Source organism: Mesorhizobium sp. BR-1-1-10, assembly GCF_020165595.1.
GTDB classification, from domain to species: domain Bacteria; phylum Pseudomonadota; class Alphaproteobacteria; order Rhizobiales; family Rhizobiaceae; genus Mesorhizobium; species Mesorhizobium australicum.
Genome location: NZ_JAIUIL010000014.1, coordinates 67,238 through 88,469, shown reverse-complemented (window position 1 = coordinate 88,469; position 21,232 = coordinate 67,238). Strand labels below are relative to the sequence as shown.

Sequence of the window (21,232 nt, the reverse complement as noted above, 5' to 3'; positions counted from 1 at the left end):
ATAGCAATGATGCAAATGCTGCATTGCACCATTAAGCTTCTGTTCATCTTGTAGGCAGGAGACAAGGGCGCTGGTCAGACCGTGTCGAGCCGGTCAGCCCGAGCCGAAAATGCCGACGTCCTAGCCGACGTCGAGCACGATCTTGCCTATATGCTCGCCCTCCTCCATCCGCTCATGCGCACGCCAGGCGTCGGTGAGCGGGTAGATCATGTCCATCACCGGTGCCACCTTGCGCGTGCCCAGCAGAGGCCACACCTGTGCCTCCAGCGCCGCCGCGATCGCCGCCTTGAATTCGACTGTGCGCGGCCTGAGCGTCGAGCCCGTATGGGTCAGCCGCTTGACCATGACCTTGGAAAAATCGGCACTGGCGACAGCGCCTGCCTGAACCGCGATCTGCACGATCCGGCCCTCGACAGCGGCGGCCTCGTAGTTTCGCTGGACATAGTCGCCGCCGACCATGTCGAGGATGACGTTGGCGCCTCGGCCTTCGGTCACCTCCTTGACCGCGGTGACGAAATCCTGCTCGCGGTAATTGATCGCACGGTCGGCACCGATCTTCAGGCAGGCGTCGCATTTCTCCTGGGATCCGGCGGTGGTGATCACATAAGCGCCGAAGGCCGAGGCGAGCTGGATCGCCGTGGTGCCGATGCCGGACGAGCCGCCATGGACGAGCAGCGTCTCACCCTTCTTCAGGCCGCCGCGTTCGAACACATTGTGCCAGACGGTGAAATAGTTTTCCGGCACCGCCGCCGCTTCCGTGTGGGTGAAGCCCGCCGGCAGTGGCAGAACGCTGCCTGCATGAACCCTGACATATTCGGCATAGCCGCCGCCGGGCGTGAGCGCGCAGACCCTGTCCCCGATGCGCCAGCGCGATATCTGGTCGCCAAGAGCGGCCACTTCTCCCGACACCTCGAGGCCCGGCAGGTCCGATGCACCGGGCGGAGGCGGGTAGGCCCCCTTGCGCTGCTGCACGTCCGGCCGGTTGACGCCGGCGGCATGCACCTTGATCAGGATTTCGCCGGGGCCGGGCTGCGGTACGTCGCGCGTTTCCGGTTTCAGCACCCTTGGGCCACCCGGCTCCGAGATAGCGATCGCCGTCATTCGTGCCGGAATTTTCTGTCCGCTCGCCATGAAGTTTTCCGTCTTTCCTCGCCGCACTCTTACCGGCTGTTTGCATCGACGCCCTTGCCCTATGTATGCTCATTGCCAAATCAGGCAAATGGCCAATCTGGTCTGGCGGAGGAGGAGCAGCCATGGCGATCTTCGACGACGAACCCAAGAAGAAGGCACGTCCGCACGAGATCGGGCAAGACCTGTCGCTGCTTTCCGTCGGTGAACTGTCAGAGCGCATCGGTATCCTGCGCGACGAGATCGCCCGGCTGGAGGCCGAACTCAAGACCAAGGACACCACCAAATCGGCTGCCGAGGCGCTGTTCCGCCGCGGATAAATCGCTGGGGCAATCGCCCGCCGCCGAAAAGCCCGAATGCGACTGTCTTCAAAGCCGCGTCCCCGCCCAGTCCCCCAGTCGGATCAAAAAATGCTCGCAGCCTACAGACCGATCCTTTCCCTGCTTCGCGGCACCGCCTTTCTTCTGGCGGCATCGGGATTGCACGGGCTGCTGCTGCCCTTGCGCGGCCAGGTGGAAGGGTTCTCGACCGCTTCGCTCGGCCTGATGGGGACGGCTTGGGCCGGCGGCTTCGTCACCGGCTGTTTCTTTGCGCCGCGCATCGTGCGCCGCGCCGGACATGTGCGCGCCTTCGGCGCCTTTGCCGCGTCCGGCGCCATCGTGGCACTGCTGACGGGCCTGGTCATCGACGAGTATGTCTGGATCCTGCTGCGTGCCTTCACCGGTTTTACCATGGCCGGCGCCTTCATGGTCATCGAGAGCTGGCTCAACGAAAAGGCCACCAACGAGAACCGCGGCACCGTCTTCGGCCTTTACATGATGGTCACCTATGCCTCGATCATGGGCGGCCAGATGATCGTCGCCGGCGGCGACGTGAAATCGGCGTCGTTGTTCATGATCACCGGCATCCTGTTTTGCCTGTCACTGATCCCGACGGCCGTGTCGACCGCCTCGCATCCCAAGCCGCTGCAGGACGTCAAGCTCGACGTCAAAGGACTCTACGCCAACTCGCCGGTGTCGGCGATCGCTTGCCTTTTGATCGGCATCGCCAATGGCGCCTGGGGCACGCTCGGCGCCGTCTACGGCGCCCGCATCGGAATCTCCACCGCCGAGATCGCCTTGATGATGAGCCTGGTGGTCGTCGCCGGCGCCGCCATGCAACTTCCGGCCGGGCGCCTCTCCGACAAGACCGACCGGCGTTTCGTGCTGGCCGGTGCCGCCTTCGGCGCGGCGCTGTTTGCGCTGCTCATCTTCCTGTTCGAGCCGCGCTCGGCGGTCTTCGTCCTCGTCTTCACCGCCGCCTACGGCGCTTTCGCCTACACGCTCTATTCGATCGCCGTAGCGCATGCCAACGACCACGCCCGGTCGGAAGATTTCGTCAAGGTGTCGGGCGGGCTGCTGCTGCTTTACGGCTTCGGCACCATGATCGGGCCGTTGCTGGCCGCCGCCCTGATGGGCTGGATGCGCCCGGAGGGCCTGTTCCTGGCGACAGCCTTCGCGCATCTGTCGCTGGCCGGCTACACGCTGCTGCGCATCAGCCGCCGCGCGCCGGTGCCGATCGGAGATCGCGATGCCTTCAAGACGCAGCCGGCCGACCGTTCGGTGACCCCCGAAGCATTGCGGCTCGATCCGAGAAGAAAAGCAGAAGCAAACAGTTGAGATTTGAAAAACTTTGCCTCACAAATGAGGCATGATGTTTTCCGACGCCTTCATGGCGATCGCCGATCCCAATCGGCGCCATCTTCTGGAAGAACTTCGACGCGGTCCGAAGACCGTCAACGAATTGGCGGCCGGGCTGCCAGTCTCCCGCCCGGCGGTATCACAGCATCTGAAAGTGTTGCTCGACGCCGGGCTGGTCAATGCCAAGGCTGAAGGCACGCGGCGTGTCTATACGGTGAGCAATGCCGGCTTCCTCAGACTCAACATCTGGCTCGACCAATTCTGGGAAGCCTGATCTTCTTCGATCAGCAGCCACAACGATCAGGTTTCCATCCGCAAAAACTTGCCGAGCAGATCGAGCAACACCCCGGTCCCATGCTCGCGTGTGCCGGACGTGTCATGGCCATCGAGGAAAGCGCCCTGCTCGGTCAGCACCAGGCGCGTGCCCTTGTCTTCGGCAAAAAATTCGATCGTGGCCAGCGACACCGAGATTCTGATATCGCCGAACAGCATGTCGTAGCTGTAGACGATGCGCTGGTCGGGCACGATATCCCAGTAAGTGGCAGTGTAGACATGGATCGGCCCATCCTTTGGCCCACCAGCGTTGATCTCCTTGCCGCCGACGCGAAAGTCCATCTCGAAGCGGCCAGGCAGGGGATTGTCTGGATCGGTGAACCATTGTCGCTTGGCGTCAGGGTTGCTAAGCGCGAAGAAGACTTTCGCCGGCGCGGCCGGATAGAAGCGCTCGATGACAAAAGTGGAATGAACGACGGAACGTTCGGCCACGGTTGGGTCCTCGTTGATCAGCTTGATGGATTCTGCGGAATGAAGGCGCCACCGCGATAGCTGGCGCCGAAATAGACCTCGACGCTGCGCAACTGGTCGCCGCGAAACGAATGCAGCTCGGTGTTGCGAAAGGTCTTTCCTTCAAGCGTCTCGCAGCTGTATCGGACGAACATGTCATTGCCGTCTTCGCAGATCCGCTCGATCGTCATCGACCGGAAAAGCTTGCCGTTCGGCCAGCAGCGCTCGAAATAGGCCTTGCGATCGATGGCGTCGTCATAGGGGCTGGTGAAGGTGAAATCGTCGGCAAGGGTCGCCTCCATGACGGCGCGGTCGCCGGCCTGAAAGGCCGCGAAATAGCCGCGGACCAGATCGGATTTTCTCTTTGACATGGCATGCTCCTCTTCAGTTCTCCGCAAGAAAATCGCCGAGCCGATCCAGCCGGCGTTCCCATGAGAGGCGCCGCTCATTGATCCAGTGTTCGGCCGCGCGCAGCGCCTTCGGCTCGATCTGGCAGGTGCGCACCCGTCCGACCTTTTGCGTGCGCACGAGGCCGCTCGCCTCCAGGAGATTGAGGTGCTGGACGACCGCCGACAGCGACATCGCCAGCGGCTCGGCCAACTGGCTCACCGACGCCGGGCCGCGTGATAGCCGGTCGACCATCTGCCGCCGCGCCGGATCGGCGAGCGCCTGGAACATCAGGTCGAGTTGGGCGGGATCGTGCAGCATCGCGATCAGCCGTTGTTGTAGGGAAAGAACTTGAAGTAAGGCTGCGCCTCCTCGATCACCCTGGTGAAGGCGGCACGCTGCAGCAGGCGGTCGTGATAGCGCTTCACGGCGGGATGCCTATCGCCGAACGGTTCGACCTTGTTGGCATAGAAAAGCGCCGGAGACGCCGCGCAATCGGCCATGGTGAAGACATCGCCCACAGCCCATTCCCTCGACTGCATCTCCCGTTCGATGATGGCGTAAGAATTGCGCAGCTGGCTCCGCGCCTGCTCGACACCGAATGGATCGGTCTTGTCCTGCGGCCGCAACCTGTCGCCGACGATCTTCTGCATCGGCTCCTGCACATAGAAATCATAGAAGCGGTCGGCCTGGCGGACAGCCAGCGCCAAATCGATGTCGGCTGGAATGAGTTCGGCCGGTCCCGGATAGTGCGTGGCCAGATATTCCACGACGATGGTCGATTCCAGCACCGTCCGGTCACGCGCGTCGTCGCGCAGCGCCGGCATCTTGCCGGTCGGCGATATCTTCAGAAAGGCCGCGCGCGATTGCTCGTCGCCCAGATCGACGATGACAGGCGCAAAAGGCGTGGCGTTCTCGTAGAGCGCGATCAGCGGCTTCCAGCAAAAGGAGGCCAGCGGATGGAAATGCAGCGTCAGGGACATTCTTGTGCTCATCTGTTCTGTGGAAACACTGAAGCATTTACTTAACTATTGCGGCAGGCCTCGCTCGTCAAGGCTCGCCCACGAAGTCTCAGCTGGATCGGACATGCTCGACAATGGCGGCTTCTATATCAGGCCAGTCATCCGGATGCAGTTCGTGACCGCCGCCTTCGACACGAAGGAGTTTCGCGCCGGCAACTGCTTGGGCCAAGGCCTCGCCATGCTCGACCGGAAAGATGGGATCCGACGTGCCGTGGATGACCAGAAGCGGCACCGCCAGTTCGTGCAGGCGACCCTTCCATTGGTCATTGCCCTTGAGCATGAAATGATTGGTGGCGCTGAGCAAGCCGCCGGACCTGGTATAATCCCGCTCGATGAACGCCCTCATCCCGGCCTCGTCGAACCGATGCGCGGTGCTGGCGATCGCGCGTGCATCGCTGACCATGAAGTCGATGACCTGGCGGCGGTCCGCCCAGTCGACTTTGGCCCCATCGGCCGAATGCTCGATATAGGCATCGGTCGTTTGCGGCAGATGCGACGTGTCGGTCCCCACGGGCGAACTGCTGATCACGGTCAGCGAAGCGACGCGCAAAGGGTGCCGGAGCGCGACGAACTGCGCGATCATGCCGCCCATCGACATGCCCGCGACATGCGCCTTGCCGATGCCGTAACTGTCGAGAACGGCTATCGCGTCGTCAGCCATGTCGTCGAAAGTGTAGGGCGGCTGCCCCACCTGATATTTGGTCGACCGACCGGTGTCGCGATTGTCGTAGCGGATCACGTAAAGGCCGGCATTCGCGAGCTTCCGGCAAAACGCCTCCGGCCACCACAGCATCGAGGCCATCGCGCCCATGATCAGCAGCAGCGCCGGATCCGCCGGATCGCCAAAGGCTTCCGATACGATCTCGGGACGGTCTTTGCTCGTCGTTTCATGGCCTCCTCATCTGCTTGCATTTTGCAATCGGTTGCACGATAATAAAACCGATACAATAATGCAACCGGTTTTTGTGGAGAAAATGGAATGACCCTCGATCGCCGGTCCGGCTGCCCGATCAACCTTTCGCTCGAGGTGTTCGGCGATCGCTGGAGCCTGATCATCCTGCGCGATATGATTTTCGGCGGCAGGCGCCATTTTCGCGAGCTGCTCAACGGCTCGATGGAGGGTATCGCCTCCAACATCCTCGCAGACCGTTTGAAGCGGCTGATGGAGCTCGGCATGCTGACCAAGGCGGACGACCCCAGTCATAAGCAGAAGGCGATCTACAGCCTGACCGAGATGGCCATCACGCTGGTGCCCATCCTGGCCCATCTCGGCGCCTGGGGCCGCGTCTGGCTGCCGACAAGCGAGGAACTCTCGATCCGCGCCGAACTCCTGGAAAAGGGCGGACCTCCAATGTGGGAGAAATTCATGGACGAATTGCGCCATGAGCATCTCGGCACCCCCCTCGACACAGCGCCCGGCTCCTCTGTCCGCGCGACGCTGCAGGCCGCCTATGAAGCGGTGGTTGCCGAAAAGGCCCGCAACGCCAGCCCGGCCGTCTGACCAACTATTTTCCCCGTTGAAAGGCCGGCTCTGCTACAAAGGACGGAAATCACACTTCACGGGATTGGATACGCTCTTGGTTGAGAACTCTAGGGACACTGCCCGCGCGCGTGCCGATCTGCGCTTCAAGAAGCAGGAAGAGGCGGCGACGGTCCGGCAGAAAGCCATGGCCGAATACGTCGCCGAGAGCGATGCCCGCAAGGCCAAGACCGACAAGCTGCGGGCGCTGCGGCTGGCCAAGGAAGCCGAAGATCTAGCCAACGCGCCTGCCGCACCTGCCAAGAAGCCGGCCCGCGCCAAGAAAAAATAGCCCCGTCTCTCCGCCAATGCCTCGTCCTGGATCGAGCGGTCGTAACGCATCCGACAGGCACGCCTTCGTCCCGCTGCTGCGCGGGAAGCAATTTCAACCGAAAGCGGGATTGCCTGGTCCGGCTGGCCGGCGATGATTGGGCTGTTCAACAGGAGATTGCCATGACCGCTCTGTCGCTCGAAAAAGCCGTCGAGATCATCAATGCCGCCTTCGCCAGGGGCGCCGACCTCAAGCTCAAGCCGCTCGGCGTCTCGGTGCTCGACGCCGGCGGGCACCTGGTCGCCTTCCAGCGCCAGGACGGCGCCTCGTTCCTGCGCCCGCAAATGTCGGCCGGCAAGGCTTATGGCGCGCTGGCGATCGGCATGGGCTCGCGCAGGGTCGAGGCCTTCGCCAAGGAGCGCCCGCATCTGGTTGCCGGCATTTCCGACGTGTCGGGTGGACGCGTGCTGCCGGTCGTCGGCGGCGTGCTGATCCGCGACAAGGCAGGCAGTGTCATCGGCGCTGTCGGCATTTCCGGCGACACGTCTGACAATGACGAGGCGGCCGCGATTGCCGGCATCGAAGCCGCCGGCTTCGCCGCCGATCCGGGCTGAGGTTCCGGTCTAACTCAAATTGATGTCGCGGCTGGCCGACCGCATCGACACCGCGAACCCGGCCAGCACGTCGAACAGCGCGATGATCAGCAGCGTGAAGAAGATGGAGTGCGCGGCACCCTTCACCAGCAGAAACTCGACCAGGAAAGCAACGAAGACAAGCGTCGACAACAGATGGTCCATGATCGAGGCGGTGGTCGTGCGCGCCGACTTCACCATTTCAAGGAACAGAAAAATCAGCCCGATCAGCACGATCAGGTCGCCGAGCGTCATCGAGAACACCCCGCCCGACATCATGCGGAACGAGAACATCTCGCTCGCCCACGGATCGTCGCCGCCGCCGAATATACCGAGCAGGCCGAGATTGTAGAGCACGAAAGGCACGATCAAAAGCGGGACGGCACCGAACATCTGGCGTCTCCATATGGGGGCACCTTCTGTAGAATGCCCCACAGGCACGGCGTCAAGATTTTTCGTGCGCGGCCGCAAACACGGTCGAATACCGGATGCAACAACCATGTCAGCCGGTTGCCCGGCCGACATGAAAGACGAGACAAAAAAGCTCAGCGCTTGAAGTAGCCGGCGCGCAGGGCAAGGCCAAAACGCAAAAAGACCGGCCAGAAGCCGGTCTTTTGTAACTCGGTTGCTTGGGAAAAGCTGGTCTCAGCTTTCCTTGGGCGTCAGCACCTGGCGACCGCGATACATGCCGGTCTTCAGGTCGATGTGGTGCGGGCGGCGCATTTCGCCGGAGTTCTTGTCCTCGACATAGGTCGGGGCCTTGAGGGCGTCGGCCGAGCGGCGCATGCCGCGCTTGGACGGAGAGGTTTTGCGTTTCGGAACGGCCATGGATATGCTCCACTACATGGTCAAAAGCCCCGCCCGCCCTCGTGAAAGGGCCATGTCGGGGCCTAAATCTGAGAAAGTCGGGTGCCTATACACGCCTGACACCGTTTTGGCCAGCACTGTGGTGAATCTTTTTTATACCGGCTAGTCCAGGCAACCGACATAGGCGCCGGAGCGGCCGGCGCGCCGCTCGATCAGATTGGCGAGCCTTCTCAAGCCCGGCCCTGGTTTTGCCGGATTGCGGGCGATCGGATTGGGCAGCGTGACGGCGAGAAGGGCCGCCTGCCGTCTGGACAGCTGCTTTGCCGAAATGCCGAAATGGTGCCGCGCCGCCGCCTCGATGCCGTAGATGCCGGGCCCCCACTCGGCGATGTTGAGATAGATCTCCATAATGCGCCGCTTCGACATCACCGCGTCGAAATAGACGGCCAGCGGCAGTTCGACGACCTTGCGCACCGAGCCCAGCGGCCGCGACCACAGGAAGAGGTTCTTCACCGTCTGCATGGTGATGGTCGAGGCACCACGCGTCGCCTCGCCGGCCAGCGCATCATCGACGACCCCCCTGAGCTCGCCAAGATCGACGCCGCGATGAAAGCAGAACTGCCCGTCCTCCGACATGATGACGGAATGGGCGAGCACAGGCGCGACATCATCGATCGACACCCAGCGCCGGTCGTAGCCGGAGAATGTCGCGAGATCCTTCAGCATCAGCGTCGACACTGGATGCACGAAGGACGGCAGGTAGAGAAAGGTCAGCACCACCGGGATGAGCGCCAGCACGGCGGCCACGACGATGCCGCGCCGGACCCAGCGCCTGAGACTGCGGCGGCTCACGCCTCGCGATCTCGTCGCCATGTCCAGCTTTTCGGTCTCATGATCGACGATCGGTTCCGCCAAGCCGCCCAACCCATGCCAGAGAACTCGCTTTGAAACTGGCTCCCGTGAGTCATGTGAGGGTGTTTTCGAGAACCGGAGCGGAGCGTACATTCGAGTACGTGAACACCGGAAGCGCGGAAAACGCCTTCAGATGACCGCAGGAGATGAGTTTCCAAACGGGCTCTTACCGCCCCGGCATAATGGCGCTTGCCTTCTTGCGCAACGTCTGAGTGTCGGCTACCGGTCCCGGCCATGACGAATGACGACGAAATGGCGTTCGAAATGGCGCTCATCAGGCGCGCGGCCGCCGTCGAGGTGATGCTGCGTCGCTTGCTCGACGACCGACCGCTTTCGGGTGAGATCGCTCGGCCCGATCGTCTGATGGCGGCGATGCGCCATGGCGTGTTGAACGGCGGCAAGCGCCTGCGCCCCTTCCTGGTCATGGAAAGTGCCGCCCTGTTTTCCGCCGATGGCGAAGCGGCGTTGCGCGTCGCGGCGGCGCTCGAATGCGTGCATTGCTATTCGCTGATCCACGATGACCTGCCGGCGATGGACGACGATGACCTGCGCCGCGGCCAGCCGACCGTGCACAAGGCCTTTGACGAAGCCACCGCCATCCTCGCGGGCGACGCCTTGCTGACGCTTGCCTTCGACATCATCGCCGGCGAAGCGACGGCGCTGCCGGCCAAACGGCGCGCAGCCCTGGTGCTGGCGCTCGCCCGCGCCGCAGGAGCCGGTGGCATGGTCGGCGGCCAGAAACTAGACCTCGAAGCCGAGCAGGTGCGACCGGACGAGGCCGGCATCATAACACTGCAGGCGATGAAGACTGGCGCGCTGATCCGCTTCGCCTGCGAGGCGGGTGCGATCCTGGCCGGCGCACAGTCGGATGACCTGGAAAGGCTTGCCGAGTTCGGTTCGGCGATCGGCCTGGCCTTCCAGCTCGCCGACGACCTGCTGGATCTGACGGCCGACGCCGAGCAGATGGGCAAGGCGACCGGCAAGGATGCCGCCGCGGGCAAGGGTACGCTGGTGGCCTTGCACGGTGCGGATTGGGCACGCAAGCAGCTCGACGGCCTCGTCGGCCAGGCGCACGCGCTGCTCGAACCCTATGGCGAAAAGGCTGCCCTGCTGAAGGCCGCGGCGATCTTCGTCGCAACCCGTAACAGCTGACGGCAGGCTCATGTCGGTTGCGCGGTGCACCTGCGGTCCACCAACGAAATCTTAATGTAAATGAAGCGTAATCCCAATCCTTAGAATGATGCGTATGTGTTGGGGTTGCGCATGCCGGAATATTCTTCCTTTATCCGGTCCGTCCGGATACGTTATCTTTCAGGATTGTTGGTTTTCGCGCTGGCTTCAGCCGCCATCATGGTTGCGCTCAATCGCGTCAATTCCTTGCGCCATGAAATCGATGCGCTGAGCAGCAATCTCGTCATTTTCACCCGCGATCTGCGCAACGCCACCAGCTTCGCCGAGACAACCAGTTCCGCCTGGCGGATCGAGACGCGCGATGCGCTGACGGCTTCGGCGCGCGACCATTCCGAGCGGCTGACCGGCGAGATCGAGACCCTGACCGCCCAGCTCGCCGCGATCCGCCCGCGCCTGTCGGCCAAGACCGTCAGCGAGCTCGCGGCCGCTTCGGTCAATGGCGACCTGTTCTGGTCGCCGCGTGACATGGTTCGCAACTTCAACCTGATGTCGGTGGCGCAAAAGACCGATGAATGGAGCACTCGCGAGATCCGCAACCAGAACGACCTGTTCGTTCAGCCCATGCTGGTGCGTGTCCGCACCGCGATGGACGACGAACGCCATCAGGCGGACGCGTCCAGCGACCGGCTGCTTTTGTGGGCAAGCGGCTTGTTGTTTGCCGTCCTGGGCATCGTCGCTTTCTGGATCTTCCGCCCGATGGAACAGGCGATCCGTCGCGCCTTTGCCCAGTCGGCCGAATCCTTGTTCAAGGCAGAGGCCGCCGACCGCGCCAAGTCGGAATTCCTGGCCAATATGAGCCACGAGATCCGCACACCGATGAACGGCGTGCTCGGTATGGCCGAATTGCTGGCCAAGACCGAGCTCAACCCGCGCCAGAAGACGTTCACCGACGTTATCGTCAAATCGGGCAACGCGCTGCTCACCATTATCAACGACATCCTCGACTTCTCGAAGATCAATGCCGGGCAGTTGACGCTCGACCCCGCCCCCTTCCGCCTCTCGGAAGCGGTGGAGGACGTGGCGACGCTTGTCTCGGCGCGCGTCGCCGAGAAGAACCTGGAACTCATCGTGCGCGTCGATCCCAGGCTGCCGGCCTATGTCGTCGGCGACGCCGGCCGCTTCCGGCAGATCGTCACCAACCTGGTCGGCAATGCGGTGAAATTCACCGAGAAGGGCCATGTGCTGATCGATGTCGGCGGCGAAACCGTCAACGACGTCGTCCAGCTCAAGCTGCGCGTCGAGGACACCGGCATCGGCATCCCGGCCGAGAAATTGCAGAACGTGTTCGAGAAGTTCGCTCAGGTCGATGGCTCCTCGACCCGCCGTCACGAAGGTACCGGCCTTGGGCTCGCCATCGCCGCCCGCCTCGTCGACCTGATGGCCGGCAAGATCGGCGTCGAGAGCGAGATCGGCCGCGGCTCCGTCTTCTGGTTCGCCGTGCCGCTGCCGGTCCACCGTGCCGAGGCGCGCGACGCCATCGTGCCGGTCGACGTCACCGGCGCGCGTGTGCTGGTCATCGACGACAATCCGGTCAACCGCGAGATCCTGCTAGAACAGCTCAGAAGCTGGAGCTTCGACTGCGCCGCCGCCGAAAGCGGCGCGGTTGGCCTCGCCTTCCTCGATCGCGCCTGCCAGCTCGGCGCCAGCGTCGACTGCATCATCCTCGATTATCAGATGCCCGGCATGAACGGCGCCGATGTCGCCCGGGCCATCGCCGCCGACAGCCGGCTGTCCACCATCCCAGTCGTTATCCTGACCTCGGTCGACCAGGTCGATTTCGGCAAGATGATCATCGACTTCGGTATATCGGCGCATCTGACCAAGCCGGCGCGCTCGGCGGTCCTGCTCGGCACCGTCATCTCGGTCATCCAGAAGGCGCGCTCGCAGGTCGGCAAGGCGCACTTCATTCGCGAACCGATCCAACCGATGCCTCAGCCGGCTCCGCCGGCCTTCACGGTTATCCGCGGCCCCGCCATGCCGATCGCGGCAGTGCCGGAATCGAATGCCGCGCCGAACAGCCCGATCGACATCCTCATCGCCGAGGACAATGACGTGAACCAGATGGTGTTCGGCCAAATCCTCAATGGGCTGGGCTTGAGCTACCGCATCGCAGGCAATGGCCGCACCGCGGTCGAGATGTACCGGTCGCTGCATCCGAGGCTGGTTCTGATGGACGTCTCGATGCCGGAAATGAACGGCTACGAGGCGACACGCGCCATTCGGGCGATCGAGGCGTCGTCGGGCGGCCACATTCCGATCATCGGCGTCACCGCGCATGCGCTGAAGGGCGACCGCGACAAGTGCATCGAGGCCGGCATGGACGACTATCTGCCCAAGCCCGTTTCGCCCGATCGCCTCGGCGCCAAGATAGGCACCTGGCTCAGCGAAACGGTGGTGGCCAAGACGGCCTGAACTCCGTCCGGCGTCAGACGGTTGCGTCCAGATGGTAGCGGCGCATCCAGTCGAGGCTTGTCGCGTCGGCGAGCTTCGCGACACCCGGTTTCACATCCCCGGCGTTCGGCGACTGTACGCCCAAGGCCTGACAGATGGAAATCAGTGTCGCCGCCGGGCTGCTTGAAAGCCGCTCGTAGCCAATCCGCAGTGGCGTTATGTCTTGCTCGGCGAACCATGTGTTCCACGCTGCGTCATAGGCCTCAAGCTCGGCGACTTCGTCCCTGATACGCTGGAAATCGTACCGCGGTTCTCCTGGCGATCCGACCCTTTCGATCTCCGTTCCATCGGGAGCGACGTGCCAAAGGCCGGTCTGCTCCGCCTTGACCAGGGAGACAGCCTGCGCAAGCTTGTTCTCACGCGACAGATGCACGTAGAGAACGCGACCGAAAGCCCTTTCGAAACGCGCTTTGTCCGACACAAGCCCCGGAAAAATCCGGTCGAGGATCGCTGAAAGCTCGTCCAGGTTTTCTCGCATCAGGCGCAGACCGAAGATTTCCGTACCACCCTTGCCGGCATCGATCGCCGCATTGAGATAGGCAAGCTGGAATTCAAGCTCGCCCATCGTGTCGCGAGGCGGCAGGTTCCATTCTTCGGCCCACTCCGACACATCCTGCCGCCGATAGAATGAGTGTGGATCGCCGGTCGTTCTGGTGGCCGCCAGCAGTTTGCACAGCAAGGTGCTGCCGGTTCTGGGCGTGCCGCAGATAATGTACGCGTCGAACATCGCTGTCCCTGTAGCTGCCGAAGGCGGACCAGCCCACCGGTCCGGCGCCGCTATAGCTGAAATCGTTGCTGGATACGATGGGCACATTCCAACGGCGTGTGCCCCGTGCAGCCCAACCCTCCTCGGCTACCGGTTGCGCACCACCACGCAGGCGCCACCGATGCTTTGCAGTTTCTGGCAGATGACATTGGCGGCGGCGCGGTCGTCGACGCCGATCCGGACCGCGTAGATGCCGCGCCGGCCGATCGGCGTACGCACTCGGCTGACCACCGGATCATGCCCGGCAAGCAGGGCCGGAAAACGGCCCCGTACCCTGAGCCATTGGCTGATCGCGGCGCTGCGGCGGAAATTGCCCGCCACCTGAATGCCCCATGGCTTGATGTTGATTGAGGCCATCGCCACGGTTCTGGACATGATCACCGGCAGCTTGCGGCAGGCGACCGCGAAATCCAGCTTGGCGTCGAGTGGCTCGACTTTGCCGGCATAGGCCCGGTCGGTGAACTTGTCGACCGGCTCGCCCATCACGTCGAAGACATAGCTTTCCGTCTCCATCGGCAGGAAGCCACCGGAATTCAGCCAGCGCGACACCCGGCTCTCGCCGGCATTGTAGGCAGCGGCCGCCAAACCGAGATTGCCATAGCCGGCCTTCATTTCGGCGAGATATCTGGCCGACGCCGGAATCGCCTGGTTGATGTCGAAGGAATTTTCAAGCCCCCGCATCTTGGCGGTGCCCGGCATGAACTGGGCAATGCCTTCGGCGCCGACAGGGCTCACGGCGTTGGGATCGAACCGGCTTTCCTTCCAGATCAGGCGGGCGAAGAAATCCCGAGGCAGGCCGTTCTGATCGGCATGCGCCTGGATCAGGTTACAGACCTTGTCGATCAGCCGCTGCTTGGCCGATTGCGGTGGATCCGCCTGGGCAAGCGTCGACCAGCCCATGCCACACAGGAAAATCAGCGCCACCCACGGGAAACGCCGCATCTGGCTTACTCTGCCGCGGCCTTGCCGCCCCGACCGAAGCGCTGGTCAATATAGTCGGCGACCATTTTCTCGAAATCCGCCGCGATCGACGGCCCGCGCAGCGTCGCCGCCTTCTTGCCGTCGACGAAGACCGGCGCGGTCGGCGTTTCTCCGGTGCCGGGCAGCGAAATGCCGATATCGGCATGCTTGGATTCACCGGGACCGTTGACGATGCAGCCCATCACCGCGACCTTGAGGTTCTCGACGCCCGGGTATTTCTCCCGCCACACCGGCATGTTCTTGCGCAGGTCCGCCTGGATGTTCTGCGCCAGTTCCTGGAACACGGTGGAGGTGGTGCGGCCGCAGCCCGGGCAAGCCGCGACGATCGGCACGAACTGCCGGAAACCCATGGTCTGCAGCAGTTCCTGCGACACCTGCACCTCGCGGGTGCGATCGCCATTGGGCTCCGGCGTCAGCGAGATGCGGATGGTATCGCCAATGCCTTGCTGCAAGAGGATGCCCATGGCCGCGGAAGACGCGACGATGCCTTTGGAGCCCATGCCGGCCTCGGTGAGGCCGAGATGCAGCGCATGGTTGGAACGGGTCGCAAGCTCGGTGTAGACGGCGATCAGGTCCTGCACGCCGCTGACCTTGGCCGACAGGATGATTTTTTCGCGGCCAAGACCAATTTCCTCGGCCATCTCGGCCGACAGGATCGCCGACTGCACGATTGCCTCGCGCGTCACTTCCTGCGCCGTCAGCGGGAAACCCTTGTCCTGGTTGTCGTCCATCAGCCGCGTCAGAAGCTCCTGGTCAAGCGAGCCCCAGTTGACGCCGATGCGCACCGGTTTGTCATGTTTGATCGCCATCTCGACGATCGCCGCGAACTGCCGGTCCTTCTTATCCTTGAAGCCGACATTGCCGGGATTGATGCGGTACTTGGCCAGCGCCTCGGCGCAAGCCGGATGATCGGCCAGGAGCTTATGTCCGATATAGTGGAAATCGCCGACCAGCGGCACGTTGATGCCAAGCCGCTGCAGCCGCTCATGAATGCGCGGCACGGCGGCGGCACTTTCGTCGCGGTCGACGGTGATGCGCACGATCTCGGAGCCGGCGCGGTGCAGCGCCGCGACCTGCGCGACTGTCTGGTCGATATCGGCCGTGTCGGTGTTGGTCATCGACTGAACGACCACCGGCGCGCCGCCGCCGACGACCACGCCGCCGACATCGACGCCGACCGAGGTGCGGCGGGGGAAGGGAGAAGAAAAATATCCGGTCATGCCGGCAGCCTTTTGTCTCTGGAGCGCTATGCGTCTCTCTGAAGCGCGTGCGTCCACCCGGACGCACAAGCCGGGGCCGATGCGTTGAAGTCCGGCATGAGGTGGAGGAGCAAAGATGGCTTGTCAATGGCGACAGGTCGCCACTGGCAGCAATTGGTCCCGGCCGGGACCTGAAACAGCCCACGAGCTGGCAGCGGCCAAGCGGGCAAGATGGGTCCGAAGGATATTAGTTTCCGCTTATGGTGCAGCGCTGAAAATCGCAATCACTGCACCGGCGGCTGGCGCCGCCGGCAAGGAAGACCGCCAGTGGTGAGCGGCTATGTCAGGTGAGGATCAATGCGTGGTTGGTTGCGCCCTCAGTTTCTCAATCGCATCCTTGAGTGCCAGCTTGCGTCGCTTGAGATTCCCGATTTCGAGGTCATCAACCGACGGGTGATTCATCGCGTCATCGATTTCGCGTTCGATGTCGCCGTGTTTCCGCTGCAACTCATCAAGATGGGATGCAAGAGACATGATTGGTTCTCCCTTTCATGGTTTCCTCGATTGCAGCCGCCAAGGCACGTCCACCGCAGGTCGTATCTGTGACGGCACAATGACAGTGTGCCACCATCGAGCAGCGATGTCGAATGCTGCGTGGTAGCATTCCACGACAACGTGAAATGTGATATGGGCTGCGCGCCGGTGGCAGAAATTGCCGCCCCCGCCCAACCAGGCCCAGTTTTGGGCGCCGCAGACGTGCAGACGGTAGAGAATGTCCGATCAGGAACAGGCCGATACTCGCCTCGAATTTTCCCGGCTGAAGCAGGAACACGCCGATTTCGATGCCGCGATCAACGCGATGATCGCCATGAATTGCGACCCGCTGCAGATCCAGCGCATGAAAAAGAAGAAGCTGTTCCTCAAGGACCGGCTGATGAAGCTGGAAGACAGGATCATTCCAGACATCATCGCCTGAGACGGAATCGCGCCGCCGGCACTTTCCGCCTATGCGCCGATCGAGAGCCCGGCGGCGCGGCCGCGCAGCAGGCCGATGAGATCGGCGGTCCGCTCCTCCGACGTATCGATCGGAACCACCAGGCACATCGTCGCCTCGACCTTGCCTGGCGCTGAAAAGACCGGCACGGCAAGGCATTTCGTGTAAGCGTCGACCAGGCCCGAGGTGACGCAGTAGCCGGTCACCCCTGCCTTTGCGATGTCCGCGATGAAATCGTCGAGCCGCAGCTTGCGCCCGTCAGGCAGCACGAGATCGTCATCAGACACCATGGCTTCGATCGCGGCTCTATCCAGCCCCGCAAGCAATAGCCGTCCAGACGCGGTCCAGGGCAGCGGTATCTGCAGGCCGGTGGCCGAACTGATGCGGAACGGCCTGCTACCAGGGCTGGAATGGACGATCGTGTAGCGGCCGCTCTGCAGCATGCACAATTCCGAGGTCTCGCCCGTCTCGCGCGACAGATGGTCGACCTCCTGTCGCCCGCGCCGCAACAGGTCGTTGCCGCGCACATAGTCCATCCCGTAGAGGTAGAGCTTCTTGCCGAAATAGACGCGATTGCCGTCGCCGGCCATTTCCAGAAGGCCGGCGTCGACCAGCGACCGCACCAGCGTGTAGGTGGTCGAACGCGGCGCATTGACGCCCTTGGCGAGATCGCCAATCCCGATCGCACGCTGCGTCATGTGAAGGAACTCCAGGATCTCCAGGACCCGGTTGAGGCCCTTTTCACGGGACCCCGGCGCCTTCTCGTCGGCCGAAGCAGCCAAAACACTACCATCTTGCATTGTCGATTCCCGGTGCTAGTATCTGTCTTGTACAGGATACATGCGTCTCTTGTAAGAGACAATCTTTGATAATCACTGCCGCGTGTATGGGCTGTGCATAGGGGAACACAACACGAAAGGAGGTCGCCGTGAACGACACATCCGGAAGACGTGATTTTCTGAAATTGGGAATGGCGGGACTTGCCACGGCCGGCGTGCTGGCAGCCGTCGATGCGCAGAAGGCCGCCGCACAGGCCGCATCCGACAGCCTGCTGCGCACCGTGCTCGACAGAGGCAAGCTGATTGTCGGGACCGGCAGCACCAACGCGCCCTGGCATTTCGAGAACGATGCCGGCGAACTGGTCGGCATGGATATCACCATGGGCCGCATTCTCGCCAAGGGCCTTTTCGACGACCCGACCAAGGTCGAGTTCGTCATGCAGGATCCGGCCCAGCGCATTCCCAACGTGACCACCAACAAGGTCGACATCACCATTCAGTTCATGACCATGACGGCGCAGCGCTCGCAACTGATCAATTTCTCCCGGCCCTACTATGTCGAAGGCGTTGCCTTGCTGACCCTGCCGACCGCCGAGAACAAGACCTTCGACAAGCTGCTGGCCGGTGGTTCGGCGACACGCATTTCCATCCTGCAGAATGTCGACGCCGAAAGTTCCGTCCACTACGCTCTGCCGCAGGCCCAGGTGTTGCAGATCGACACCCAGGCGAACGTGCTGCAGGCGTTGGAGTCCAAGCGCGCCGACGCCGCCGCGGTCGACCTGTCCACCGTGCGCTGGCTCGCCTCGCGCAATCCCGACAAGTATTTCGATGCCGGCAAGAGCTGGTATTCGATGCTTTACGGCGCCGCACTGCGGCAAGGCGATTTGGACTGGCTGACCTTCGTCAACCAGACTTTCACCATCGCCATGTTCGGCCATGAATCGGCGCTCTACGACGCCGCCTTCAAGGACTATTTCGGCCAGGAGCCGCCGGCGCGTCACCCCGGCTTCCCGGTCATCTGATCCCGGATTGCGGAAGGGTGGCGTTGTCGCCCTTCCGTTATCGACTCGACGTCCTTCACACCGAGGCGGATGCATGGGCTATGCCCTCAATTTCAACCTGATCTGGCGGCATTTCGACAAGCTCTGGGGCGGCCTGCTGCTCAGCCTCGAGCTTGCCGTGATCTCGATCGCCATCGGCGTTGTCATCGGGCTGGTGCTCGCTGTCTGGTACGTCTCGGCCGGACGCGTGGTGCGGGCGGTGATCGCCGCCTATGTCGAATTCATCCGCAATGTGCCGCTGATCCTGCTGGTTTATCTCGTCTTCTACGGCCTGCCGACCGTGGTCGACCTGGCCTACAGCGCACCAACCTCGTTTGTATTGACCCTGTCGGTCTATAGCGGCGCCTATCTGGTCGAGGTGTTTCGCTCCGGGCTCGAGGCTGTCCCGCGCGGCCAGCTCGACGCCGGCAAGGCGATCGGCCTGACCCCGTGGCAGAGGCTGTTGCACGTGCGCCTGCCGACCATGCTGCGCATCACGCTGCCGGCGCTCTCCAACACCTTCATCTCGCTGTTCAAGGACACCTCGATCGCCTCGGTCATCTCGGTGCCCGAACTCACCTTCGGCGCCCAGTGGATCAACTTCAACACCTTCCGCATCGTCGAGGTCTACCTGGTCACCACGGCGATGTATCTGGTAACAGGCTATGCGCTGCTTTTCGGGCTGCGGCTCGTCGAGCGCCGGTTCAGGGCGGCGCGCTGACATGCTTGGCCAGATCCTCTACGCACTGCCCTTCCTTGCCCAGGGCTTCGCCGTGACCTTGTGGGTCTCGCTGTTGGTGGTGGTGCTGTCGCTCATCGCCGGCGTCCTGCTGGGCGTCGGCCTGGTCTATGGTCCCGCCCCTTTGCGCTGGGCGGTGCGCATCTTCTCGGACACCATTCGCGGCATTCCGATCCTGGTGCTGATGTTCTTCGTCTATTACGGCCTGCCGGCGATCGGGCTGCATCTGCCATCGTTCTGGGCCGCGGTGTCCGCGCTCACCCTGTTCAAGACGGCGCAGGTCATCGAGTATCTCAGGGGCGCGGTCGGCTCGATCCCGAAGGGACAGTCCGAAGCCGCGATGGCGATCGGGCTGACCTTTCGCCAGAGGCTCACCTACGTCATCTTTCCGCAGGCCTTCAGGCGCTTCCTGCCGCCCTGGATCAATGGCGTCACCGACGCGGTCAAGGGCAGCGCGCTGGTGTCGCTGCTCGGCATCACCGATTTGATGCAGGCTATCAACCAGGTCATCGGCCGCACCTATGAAGCGATGCCGCTCTATATACTGGGCGCGCTCCTCTATTTCGCGGTCAACTACGCACTCTCGCTCGCCAGCCGGCGGCTCGAGCGGCGTTTCTCCTTCATCCGGGAATAGCAACGATGTCCGAAGCCCCAAACGCCAGTCCCGCGCTGCTCGACGTGCGCGATGTCTCCAAGGCCTTCGGCGCCGTCGACGTGTTGCGCTCCGTCAGCCTTCAGGTGAAGCGCGGCGAAGTGGTGACCGTCATCGGCCCTTCCGGCAGCGGCAAGACCACGCTGCTGCGCTGCGTCAACTTCCTGGAGAGCTACGACAGCGGCTCGATCCGCATCGACGGCAAGGAGGTCGGTTTTCGCGAAGCCGGAACGCGTCAGCGCCGTAGCGAACGCGATCTTGCCGCCATGCGCGCCGAGACCGGCATGGTGTTCCAGAGCTTCAACCTCTTCCCTCACCTGACGGCGGCCGGCAACATCATGCTGGGTCTGACCAAGGTGAGGGGAAAGAACGAAGCCGAGGCGCGATCGATTGCCGAACACTGGCTCGGGCGCGTCGGCCTTGGCCACAAGGCCGACAGCCTGCCGGCCGAACTCTCCGGCGGCCAGCAGCAGCGCGTCGGCATAGCCCGCGCCGTGGCCATGGAACCGAAGATCCTGCTGCTCGACGAGATCACCTCCGCGCTCGATCCCGAACTCGTCGGCGAGGTGCTGGCCGTGGTGCGCAGCCTCGCCGAGGATGGCATGACCATGCTGATGGTAACCCACGAAATGGCCTTTGCCCGCGACGCTTCGAGCCGCATCGTCTTCATGGCCGATGGCGGCGTCAGCGCCGTCGGGCCGCCGAAGGAGATCCTCGCGGCGGAGACCAGCAACGAACGCCTCCGCACTTTCCTGGCGCGCTTCCGAGCCTCGCATTTCTAAACTCAGGCGGCCAAAGCCGCCCAAGGAGCCTTCATCCATGACGCCTTATATCAGGCTCGCCGAACTCGGCCTGACGCTGCCCGAGCCGCCGACGCCGATCGCCAACTTCGTCACCCATGCCGAGAGCGGGCGGCTGATCTTCCTCTCCGGCCAAGGGCCCCTGCGCGCCGACGGCACGCTCTGCACCGGCAAGGTGGGCGAGGACGTGACGGTCGAGCAGGCCTATCAGCATGCCCGGCTGACCGGGCTCAATCTGCTTGCCGTCATGCATGCAGCCGCCGGCGATCTCGGCCGTATCGTGCGCGTCGTCAAGCTGCTCGGCTTCGTCAACGCGACGCCGACCTTCAGCGATCACCCGAAAGTGGTCAATGGCTGCTCGGACCTGTTCGCCGATGTCTTCGACAAGATCGGCGGCCATGCCCGCTCGGCGATCGGCGTCGGCTCGCTGCCTGGAAACATCACCGTCGAAATCGAAGCGGTCGTCGAGATCGCCGCCTGACCTGCCACCCACGGGATTA

The 21,232-nt window shown here is 63.0% G+C and carries 28 protein-coding genes; 14 read left to right on the top strand and 14 right to left on the bottom strand.

Annotation, left to right across the window (positions count from 1 at the left end; genetic code table 11):
- Nucleotides 1-120 precede the first annotated feature (120 nt).
- Complete coding sequence (locus LB555_RS25850) at nt 121-1,131, bottom strand: NAD(P)H-quinone oxidoreductase (RefSeq protein ID WP_140662729.1); 1,011 nt, start codon at nt 1,129-1,131, stop codon at nt 121-123.
- A 122-nt stretch (nt 1,132-1,253) separates the two neighbouring features.
- On the opposite strand from LB555_RS25850, the gene LB555_RS25845 reads away from it, so the two are divergent.
- From LB555_RS25845 to LB555_RS25835, 3 genes are all read left to right on the top strand, one after another.
- A complete protein-coding gene (locus tag LB555_RS25845; protein WP_015315356.1) occupies nt 1,254-1,448 on the top strand; it encodes a DUF1192 domain-containing protein in 195 nt (64 codons plus the stop codon).
- 90 nt (nt 1,449-1,538) lie between these two features.
- Nucleotides 1,539-2,786 (top strand): MFS transporter, encoded by a 1,248-nt coding sequence (locus LB555_RS25840; protein WP_140822493.1) that lies wholly within the window; start codon nt 1,539-1,541, stop codon nt 2,784-2,786.
- A gap of 31 nt (nt 2,787-2,817) precedes the next feature.
- On the top strand, nt 2,818-3,081 hold the full coding sequence (locus LB555_RS25835) for an ArsR/SmtB family transcription factor (RefSeq protein WP_010911936.1): 264 nt from the start codon (nt 2,818-2,820) through the stop codon (nt 3,079-3,081).
- 26 nt (nt 3,082-3,107) lie between these two features.
- Here the strand turns inward: LB555_RS25835 and LB555_RS25830 are convergent, their stop codons facing one another.
- From LB555_RS25830 to LB555_RS25810, 5 genes are all read right to left on the bottom strand, one after another.
- Nucleotides 3,108-3,572 (bottom strand): SRPBCC family protein, encoded by a 465-nt coding sequence (locus tag LB555_RS25830; RefSeq protein ID WP_224684088.1) that lies wholly within the window; start codon nt 3,570-3,572, stop codon nt 3,108-3,110.
- A 17-nt stretch (nt 3,573-3,589) separates the two neighbouring features.
- Nucleotides 3,590-3,961, bottom strand: coding sequence for a nuclear transport factor 2 family protein (locus tag LB555_RS25825; RefSeq protein ID WP_224684087.1), 372 nt, complete (start codon nt 3,959-3,961; stop codon nt 3,590-3,592).
- Nucleotides 3,962-3,974: 13 nt separating this feature from the next.
- Nucleotides 3,975-4,298 carry an ArsR/SmtB family transcription factor gene (locus tag LB555_RS25820; protein ID WP_015315351.1) on the bottom strand — a complete coding sequence of 108 codons (324 nt, stop codon included), beginning with the start codon at nt 4,296-4,298 and terminating at the stop codon, nt 3,975-3,977.
- Nucleotides 4,299-4,303: 5 nt separating this feature from the next.
- Complete coding sequence (locus LB555_RS25815; RefSeq protein ID WP_224684086.1) at nt 4,304-4,960, bottom strand: glutathione S-transferase family protein; 657 nt, start codon at nt 4,958-4,960, stop codon at nt 4,304-4,306.
- Nucleotides 4,961-5,048: 88 nt separating this feature from the next.
- The gene (locus LB555_RS25810) at nt 5,049-5,861 is read right to left on the bottom strand and encodes an alpha/beta hydrolase (protein ID WP_318013045.1); all 813 of its coding nucleotides are present in this window, start codon (nt 5,859-5,861) and stop codon (nt 5,049-5,051) included.
- Nucleotides 5,862-5,978: 117 nt separating this feature from the next.
- On the opposite strand from LB555_RS25810, the gene LB555_RS25805 reads away from it, so the two are divergent.
- From LB555_RS25805 to LB555_RS25795, 3 genes are all read left to right on the top strand, one after another.
- Entirely contained in the window at nt 5,979-6,500 is a 522-nt protein-coding gene (locus LB555_RS25805; RefSeq protein ID WP_015315348.1) for a winged helix-turn-helix transcriptional regulator, read from the top strand.
- A 76-nt stretch (nt 6,501-6,576) separates the two neighbouring features.
- Complete coding sequence (locus tag LB555_RS25800; protein ID WP_023773965.1) at nt 6,577-6,810, top strand: hypothetical protein; 234 nt, start codon at nt 6,577-6,579, stop codon at nt 6,808-6,810.
- Nucleotides 6,811-6,971: 161 nt separating this feature from the next.
- Entirely contained in the window at nt 6,972-7,403 is a 432-nt protein-coding gene (locus tag LB555_RS25795) for a GlcG/HbpS family heme-binding protein (protein ID WP_015315346.1), read from the top strand.
- 9 nt (nt 7,404-7,412) lie between these two features.
- Here LB555_RS25795 and LB555_RS25790 read toward each other — a convergent pair whose 3' ends face one another.
- The 3 genes from LB555_RS25790 to LB555_RS25780 form a co-directional block, all read right to left on the bottom strand.
- Nucleotides 7,413-7,814, bottom strand: coding sequence for a hypothetical protein (locus LB555_RS25790; RefSeq protein ID WP_015315345.1), 402 nt, complete (start codon nt 7,812-7,814; stop codon nt 7,413-7,415).
- 252 nt (nt 7,815-8,066) lie between these two features.
- On the bottom strand, nt 8,067-8,249 hold the full coding sequence (rpmF, locus tag LB555_RS25785; RefSeq protein WP_008834724.1) for a 50S ribosomal protein L32: 183 nt from the start codon (nt 8,247-8,249) through the stop codon (nt 8,067-8,069).
- A gap of 141 nt (nt 8,250-8,390) precedes the next feature.
- The gene (locus tag LB555_RS25780; RefSeq protein WP_140712669.1) at nt 8,391-9,152 is read right to left on the bottom strand and encodes a biosynthetic peptidoglycan transglycosylase; all 762 of its coding nucleotides are present in this window, start codon (nt 9,150-9,152) and stop codon (nt 8,391-8,393) included.
- A 222-nt stretch (nt 9,153-9,374) separates the two neighbouring features.
- Between LB555_RS25780 and LB555_RS25775 the strand changes: the two genes are divergently transcribed.
- Together LB555_RS25775 and LB555_RS25770 are read left to right on the top strand one after the other, a co-directional pair.
- Nucleotides 9,375-10,292, top strand: a complete 918-nt coding sequence (locus tag LB555_RS25775) for a polyprenyl synthetase family protein (RefSeq protein WP_140712667.1) — start codon at nt 9,375-9,377, stop codon at nt 10,290-10,292.
- Nucleotides 10,293-10,403: 111 nt separating this feature from the next.
- Nucleotides 10,404-12,743, top strand: a complete 2,340-nt coding sequence (locus LB555_RS25770) for a response regulator (protein WP_015315342.1) — start codon at nt 10,404-10,406, stop codon at nt 12,741-12,743.
- A gap of 13 nt (nt 12,744-12,756) precedes the next feature.
- On the opposite strand, the gene LB555_RS25765 is transcribed toward LB555_RS25770, so the two are convergent.
- The 4 genes from LB555_RS25765 to LB555_RS25750 form a co-directional block, all read right to left on the bottom strand.
- A complete protein-coding gene (locus tag LB555_RS25765) occupies nt 12,757-13,596 on the bottom strand; it encodes a Stf0 family sulfotransferase (protein ID WP_224684085.1) in 840 nt (279 codons plus the stop codon).
- 39 nt (nt 13,597-13,635) lie between these two features.
- Nucleotides 13,636-14,490 carry a lytic transglycosylase domain-containing protein gene (locus tag LB555_RS25760; RefSeq protein WP_140792673.1) on the bottom strand — a complete coding sequence of 285 codons (855 nt, stop codon included), beginning with the start codon at nt 14,488-14,490 and terminating at the stop codon, nt 13,636-13,638.
- A 5-nt stretch (nt 14,491-14,495) separates the two neighbouring features.
- Nucleotides 14,496-15,749, bottom strand: a complete 1,254-nt coding sequence (gene ispG / locus LB555_RS25755) for a flavodoxin-dependent (E)-4-hydroxy-3-methylbut-2-enyl-diphosphate synthase (RefSeq protein ID WP_140616683.1) — start codon at nt 15,747-15,749, stop codon at nt 14,496-14,498.
- Nucleotides 15,750-16,082: 333 nt separating this feature from the next.
- Nucleotides 16,083-16,262, bottom strand: coding sequence for a YdcH family protein (locus LB555_RS25750; protein WP_015315338.1), 180 nt, complete (start codon nt 16,260-16,262; stop codon nt 16,083-16,085).
- 238 nt (nt 16,263-16,500) lie between these two features.
- Here LB555_RS25750 and LB555_RS25745 point away from each other — a divergent pair, with 238 nt between their 5' ends.
- Nucleotides 16,501-16,704 (top strand): YdcH family protein, encoded by a 204-nt coding sequence (locus tag LB555_RS25745; RefSeq protein ID WP_015315337.1) that lies wholly within the window; start codon nt 16,501-16,503, stop codon nt 16,702-16,704.
- Between the two features lie 29 nt (nt 16,705-16,733).
- Here LB555_RS25745 and LB555_RS25740 read toward each other — a convergent pair whose 3' ends face one another.
- Nucleotides 16,734-17,522: an IclR family transcriptional regulator gene (locus LB555_RS25740; RefSeq protein WP_140616682.1), complete on the bottom strand. Its 789-nt coding sequence runs from the start codon at nt 17,520-17,522 to the stop codon at nt 16,734-16,736.
- Between the two features lie 170 nt (nt 17,523-17,692).
- Here LB555_RS25740 and LB555_RS25735 point away from each other — a divergent pair, with 170 nt between their 5' ends.
- The 5 genes from LB555_RS25735 to LB555_RS25715 all read left to right on the top strand — a co-directional run bounded on the left by LB555_RS25735 (nt 17,693) and on the right by LB555_RS25715 (nt 21,213).
- The gene (locus LB555_RS25735; protein WP_174361987.1) at nt 17,693-18,523 is read left to right on the top strand and encodes a transporter substrate-binding domain-containing protein; all 831 of its coding nucleotides are present in this window, start codon (nt 17,693-17,695) and stop codon (nt 18,521-18,523) included.
- 73 nt (nt 18,524-18,596) lie between these two features.
- Complete coding sequence (locus tag LB555_RS25730; RefSeq protein ID WP_015315334.1) at nt 18,597-19,262, top strand: amino acid ABC transporter permease; 666 nt, start codon at nt 18,597-18,599, stop codon at nt 19,260-19,262.
- Between the two features lies 1 nt (nt 19,263).
- Entirely contained in the window at nt 19,264-19,914 is a 651-nt protein-coding gene (locus tag LB555_RS25725; protein ID WP_140720061.1) for an amino acid ABC transporter permease, read from the top strand.
- Between the two features lie 5 nt (nt 19,915-19,919).
- Nucleotides 19,920-20,714 (top strand): amino acid ABC transporter ATP-binding protein, encoded by a 795-nt coding sequence (locus LB555_RS25720; protein WP_140822516.1) that lies wholly within the window; start codon nt 19,920-19,922, stop codon nt 20,712-20,714.
- 37 nt (nt 20,715-20,751) lie between these two features.
- Entirely contained in the window at nt 20,752-21,213 is a 462-nt protein-coding gene (locus LB555_RS25715; RefSeq protein ID WP_015315331.1) for a RidA family protein, read from the top strand.
- The last annotated feature ends 19 nt before the right edge of the window (nt 21,214-21,232 follow it).

Excerpts from the sequence above, each read along its gene's own strand:
- LB555_RS25850 (WP_140662729.1), bottom strand. The coding sequence starts at position 1,131 with ATGGCGAGCGGACAGAAAATTCCGGCACGAATGACGGCGATCGCTATC.
- LB555_RS25845 (WP_015315356.1), top strand. The coding sequence starts at position 1,254 with ATGGCGATCTTCGACGACGAACCCAAGAAGAAGGCACGTCCGCACGAG.
- LB555_RS25840 (WP_140822493.1), top strand. The coding sequence starts at position 1,539 with ATGCTCGCAGCCTACAGACCGATCCTTTCCCTGCTTCGCGGCACCGCC.
- LB555_RS25835 (WP_010911936.1), top strand. The coding sequence starts at position 2,818 with ATGATGTTTTCCGACGCCTTCATGGCGATCGCCGATCCCAATCGGCGC.
- LB555_RS25825 (WP_224684087.1), bottom strand. The coding sequence starts at position 3,961 with ATGTCAAAGAGAAAATCCGATCTGGTCCGCGGCTATTTCGCGGCCTTT.
- LB555_RS25820 (WP_015315351.1), bottom strand. The coding sequence starts at position 4,298 with ATGCTGCACGATCCCGCCCAACTCGACCTGATGTTCCAGGCGCTCGCC.
- LB555_RS25815 (WP_224684086.1), bottom strand. The coding sequence starts at position 4,960 with ATGTCCCTGACGCTGCATTTCCATCCGCTGGCCTCCTTTTGCTGGAAG.
- LB555_RS25805 (WP_015315348.1), top strand. The coding sequence starts at position 5,979 with ATGACCCTCGATCGCCGGTCCGGCTGCCCGATCAACCTTTCGCTCGAG.
- LB555_RS25795 (WP_015315346.1), top strand. The coding sequence starts at position 6,972 with ATGACCGCTCTGTCGCTCGAAAAAGCCGTCGAGATCATCAATGCCGCC.
- LB555_RS25790 (WP_015315345.1), bottom strand. The coding sequence starts at position 7,814 with ATGTTCGGTGCCGTCCCGCTTTTGATCGTGCCTTTCGTGCTCTACAAT.
- rpmF (WP_008834724.1), bottom strand. The coding sequence starts at position 8,249 with ATGGCCGTTCCGAAACGCAAAACCTCTCCGTCCAAGCGCGGCATGCGC.
- LB555_RS25775 (WP_140712667.1), top strand. The coding sequence starts at position 9,375 with ATGACGAATGACGACGAAATGGCGTTCGAAATGGCGCTCATCAGGCGC.
- LB555_RS25770 (WP_015315342.1), top strand. The coding sequence starts at position 10,404 with ATGCCGGAATATTCTTCCTTTATCCGGTCCGTCCGGATACGTTATCTT.
- LB555_RS25765 (WP_224684085.1), bottom strand. The coding sequence starts at position 13,596 with ATGTGCCCATCGTATCCAGCAACGATTTCAGCTATAGCGGCGCCGGAC.
- LB555_RS25760 (WP_140792673.1), bottom strand. The coding sequence starts at position 14,490 with ATGCGGCGTTTCCCGTGGGTGGCGCTGATTTTCCTGTGTGGCATGGGC.
- ispG (WP_140616683.1), bottom strand. The coding sequence starts at position 15,749 with ATGACCGGATATTTTTCTTCTCCCTTCCCCCGCCGCACCTCGGTCGGC.
- LB555_RS25750 (WP_015315338.1), bottom strand. The coding sequence starts at position 16,262 with ATGTCTCTTGCATCCCATCTTGATGAGTTGCAGCGGAAACACGGCGAC.
- LB555_RS25745 (WP_015315337.1), top strand. The coding sequence starts at position 16,501 with ATGTCCGATCAGGAACAGGCCGATACTCGCCTCGAATTTTCCCGGCTG.
- LB555_RS25740 (WP_140616682.1), bottom strand. The coding sequence starts at position 17,522 with ATGCAAGATGGTAGTGTTTTGGCTGCTTCGGCCGACGAGAAGGCGCCG.
- LB555_RS25735 (WP_174361987.1), top strand. The coding sequence starts at position 17,693 with ATGGCGGGACTTGCCACGGCCGGCGTGCTGGCAGCCGTCGATGCGCAG.
- LB555_RS25730 (WP_015315334.1), top strand. The coding sequence starts at position 18,597 with ATGGGCTATGCCCTCAATTTCAACCTGATCTGGCGGCATTTCGACAAG.
- LB555_RS25725 (WP_140720061.1), top strand. The coding sequence starts at position 19,264 with ATGCTTGGCCAGATCCTCTACGCACTGCCCTTCCTTGCCCAGGGCTTC.
- LB555_RS25720 (WP_140822516.1), top strand. The coding sequence starts at position 19,920 with ATGTCCGAAGCCCCAAACGCCAGTCCCGCGCTGCTCGACGTGCGCGAT.
- LB555_RS25715 (WP_015315331.1), top strand. The coding sequence starts at position 20,752 with ATGACGCCTTATATCAGGCTCGCCGAACTCGGCCTGACGCTGCCCGAG.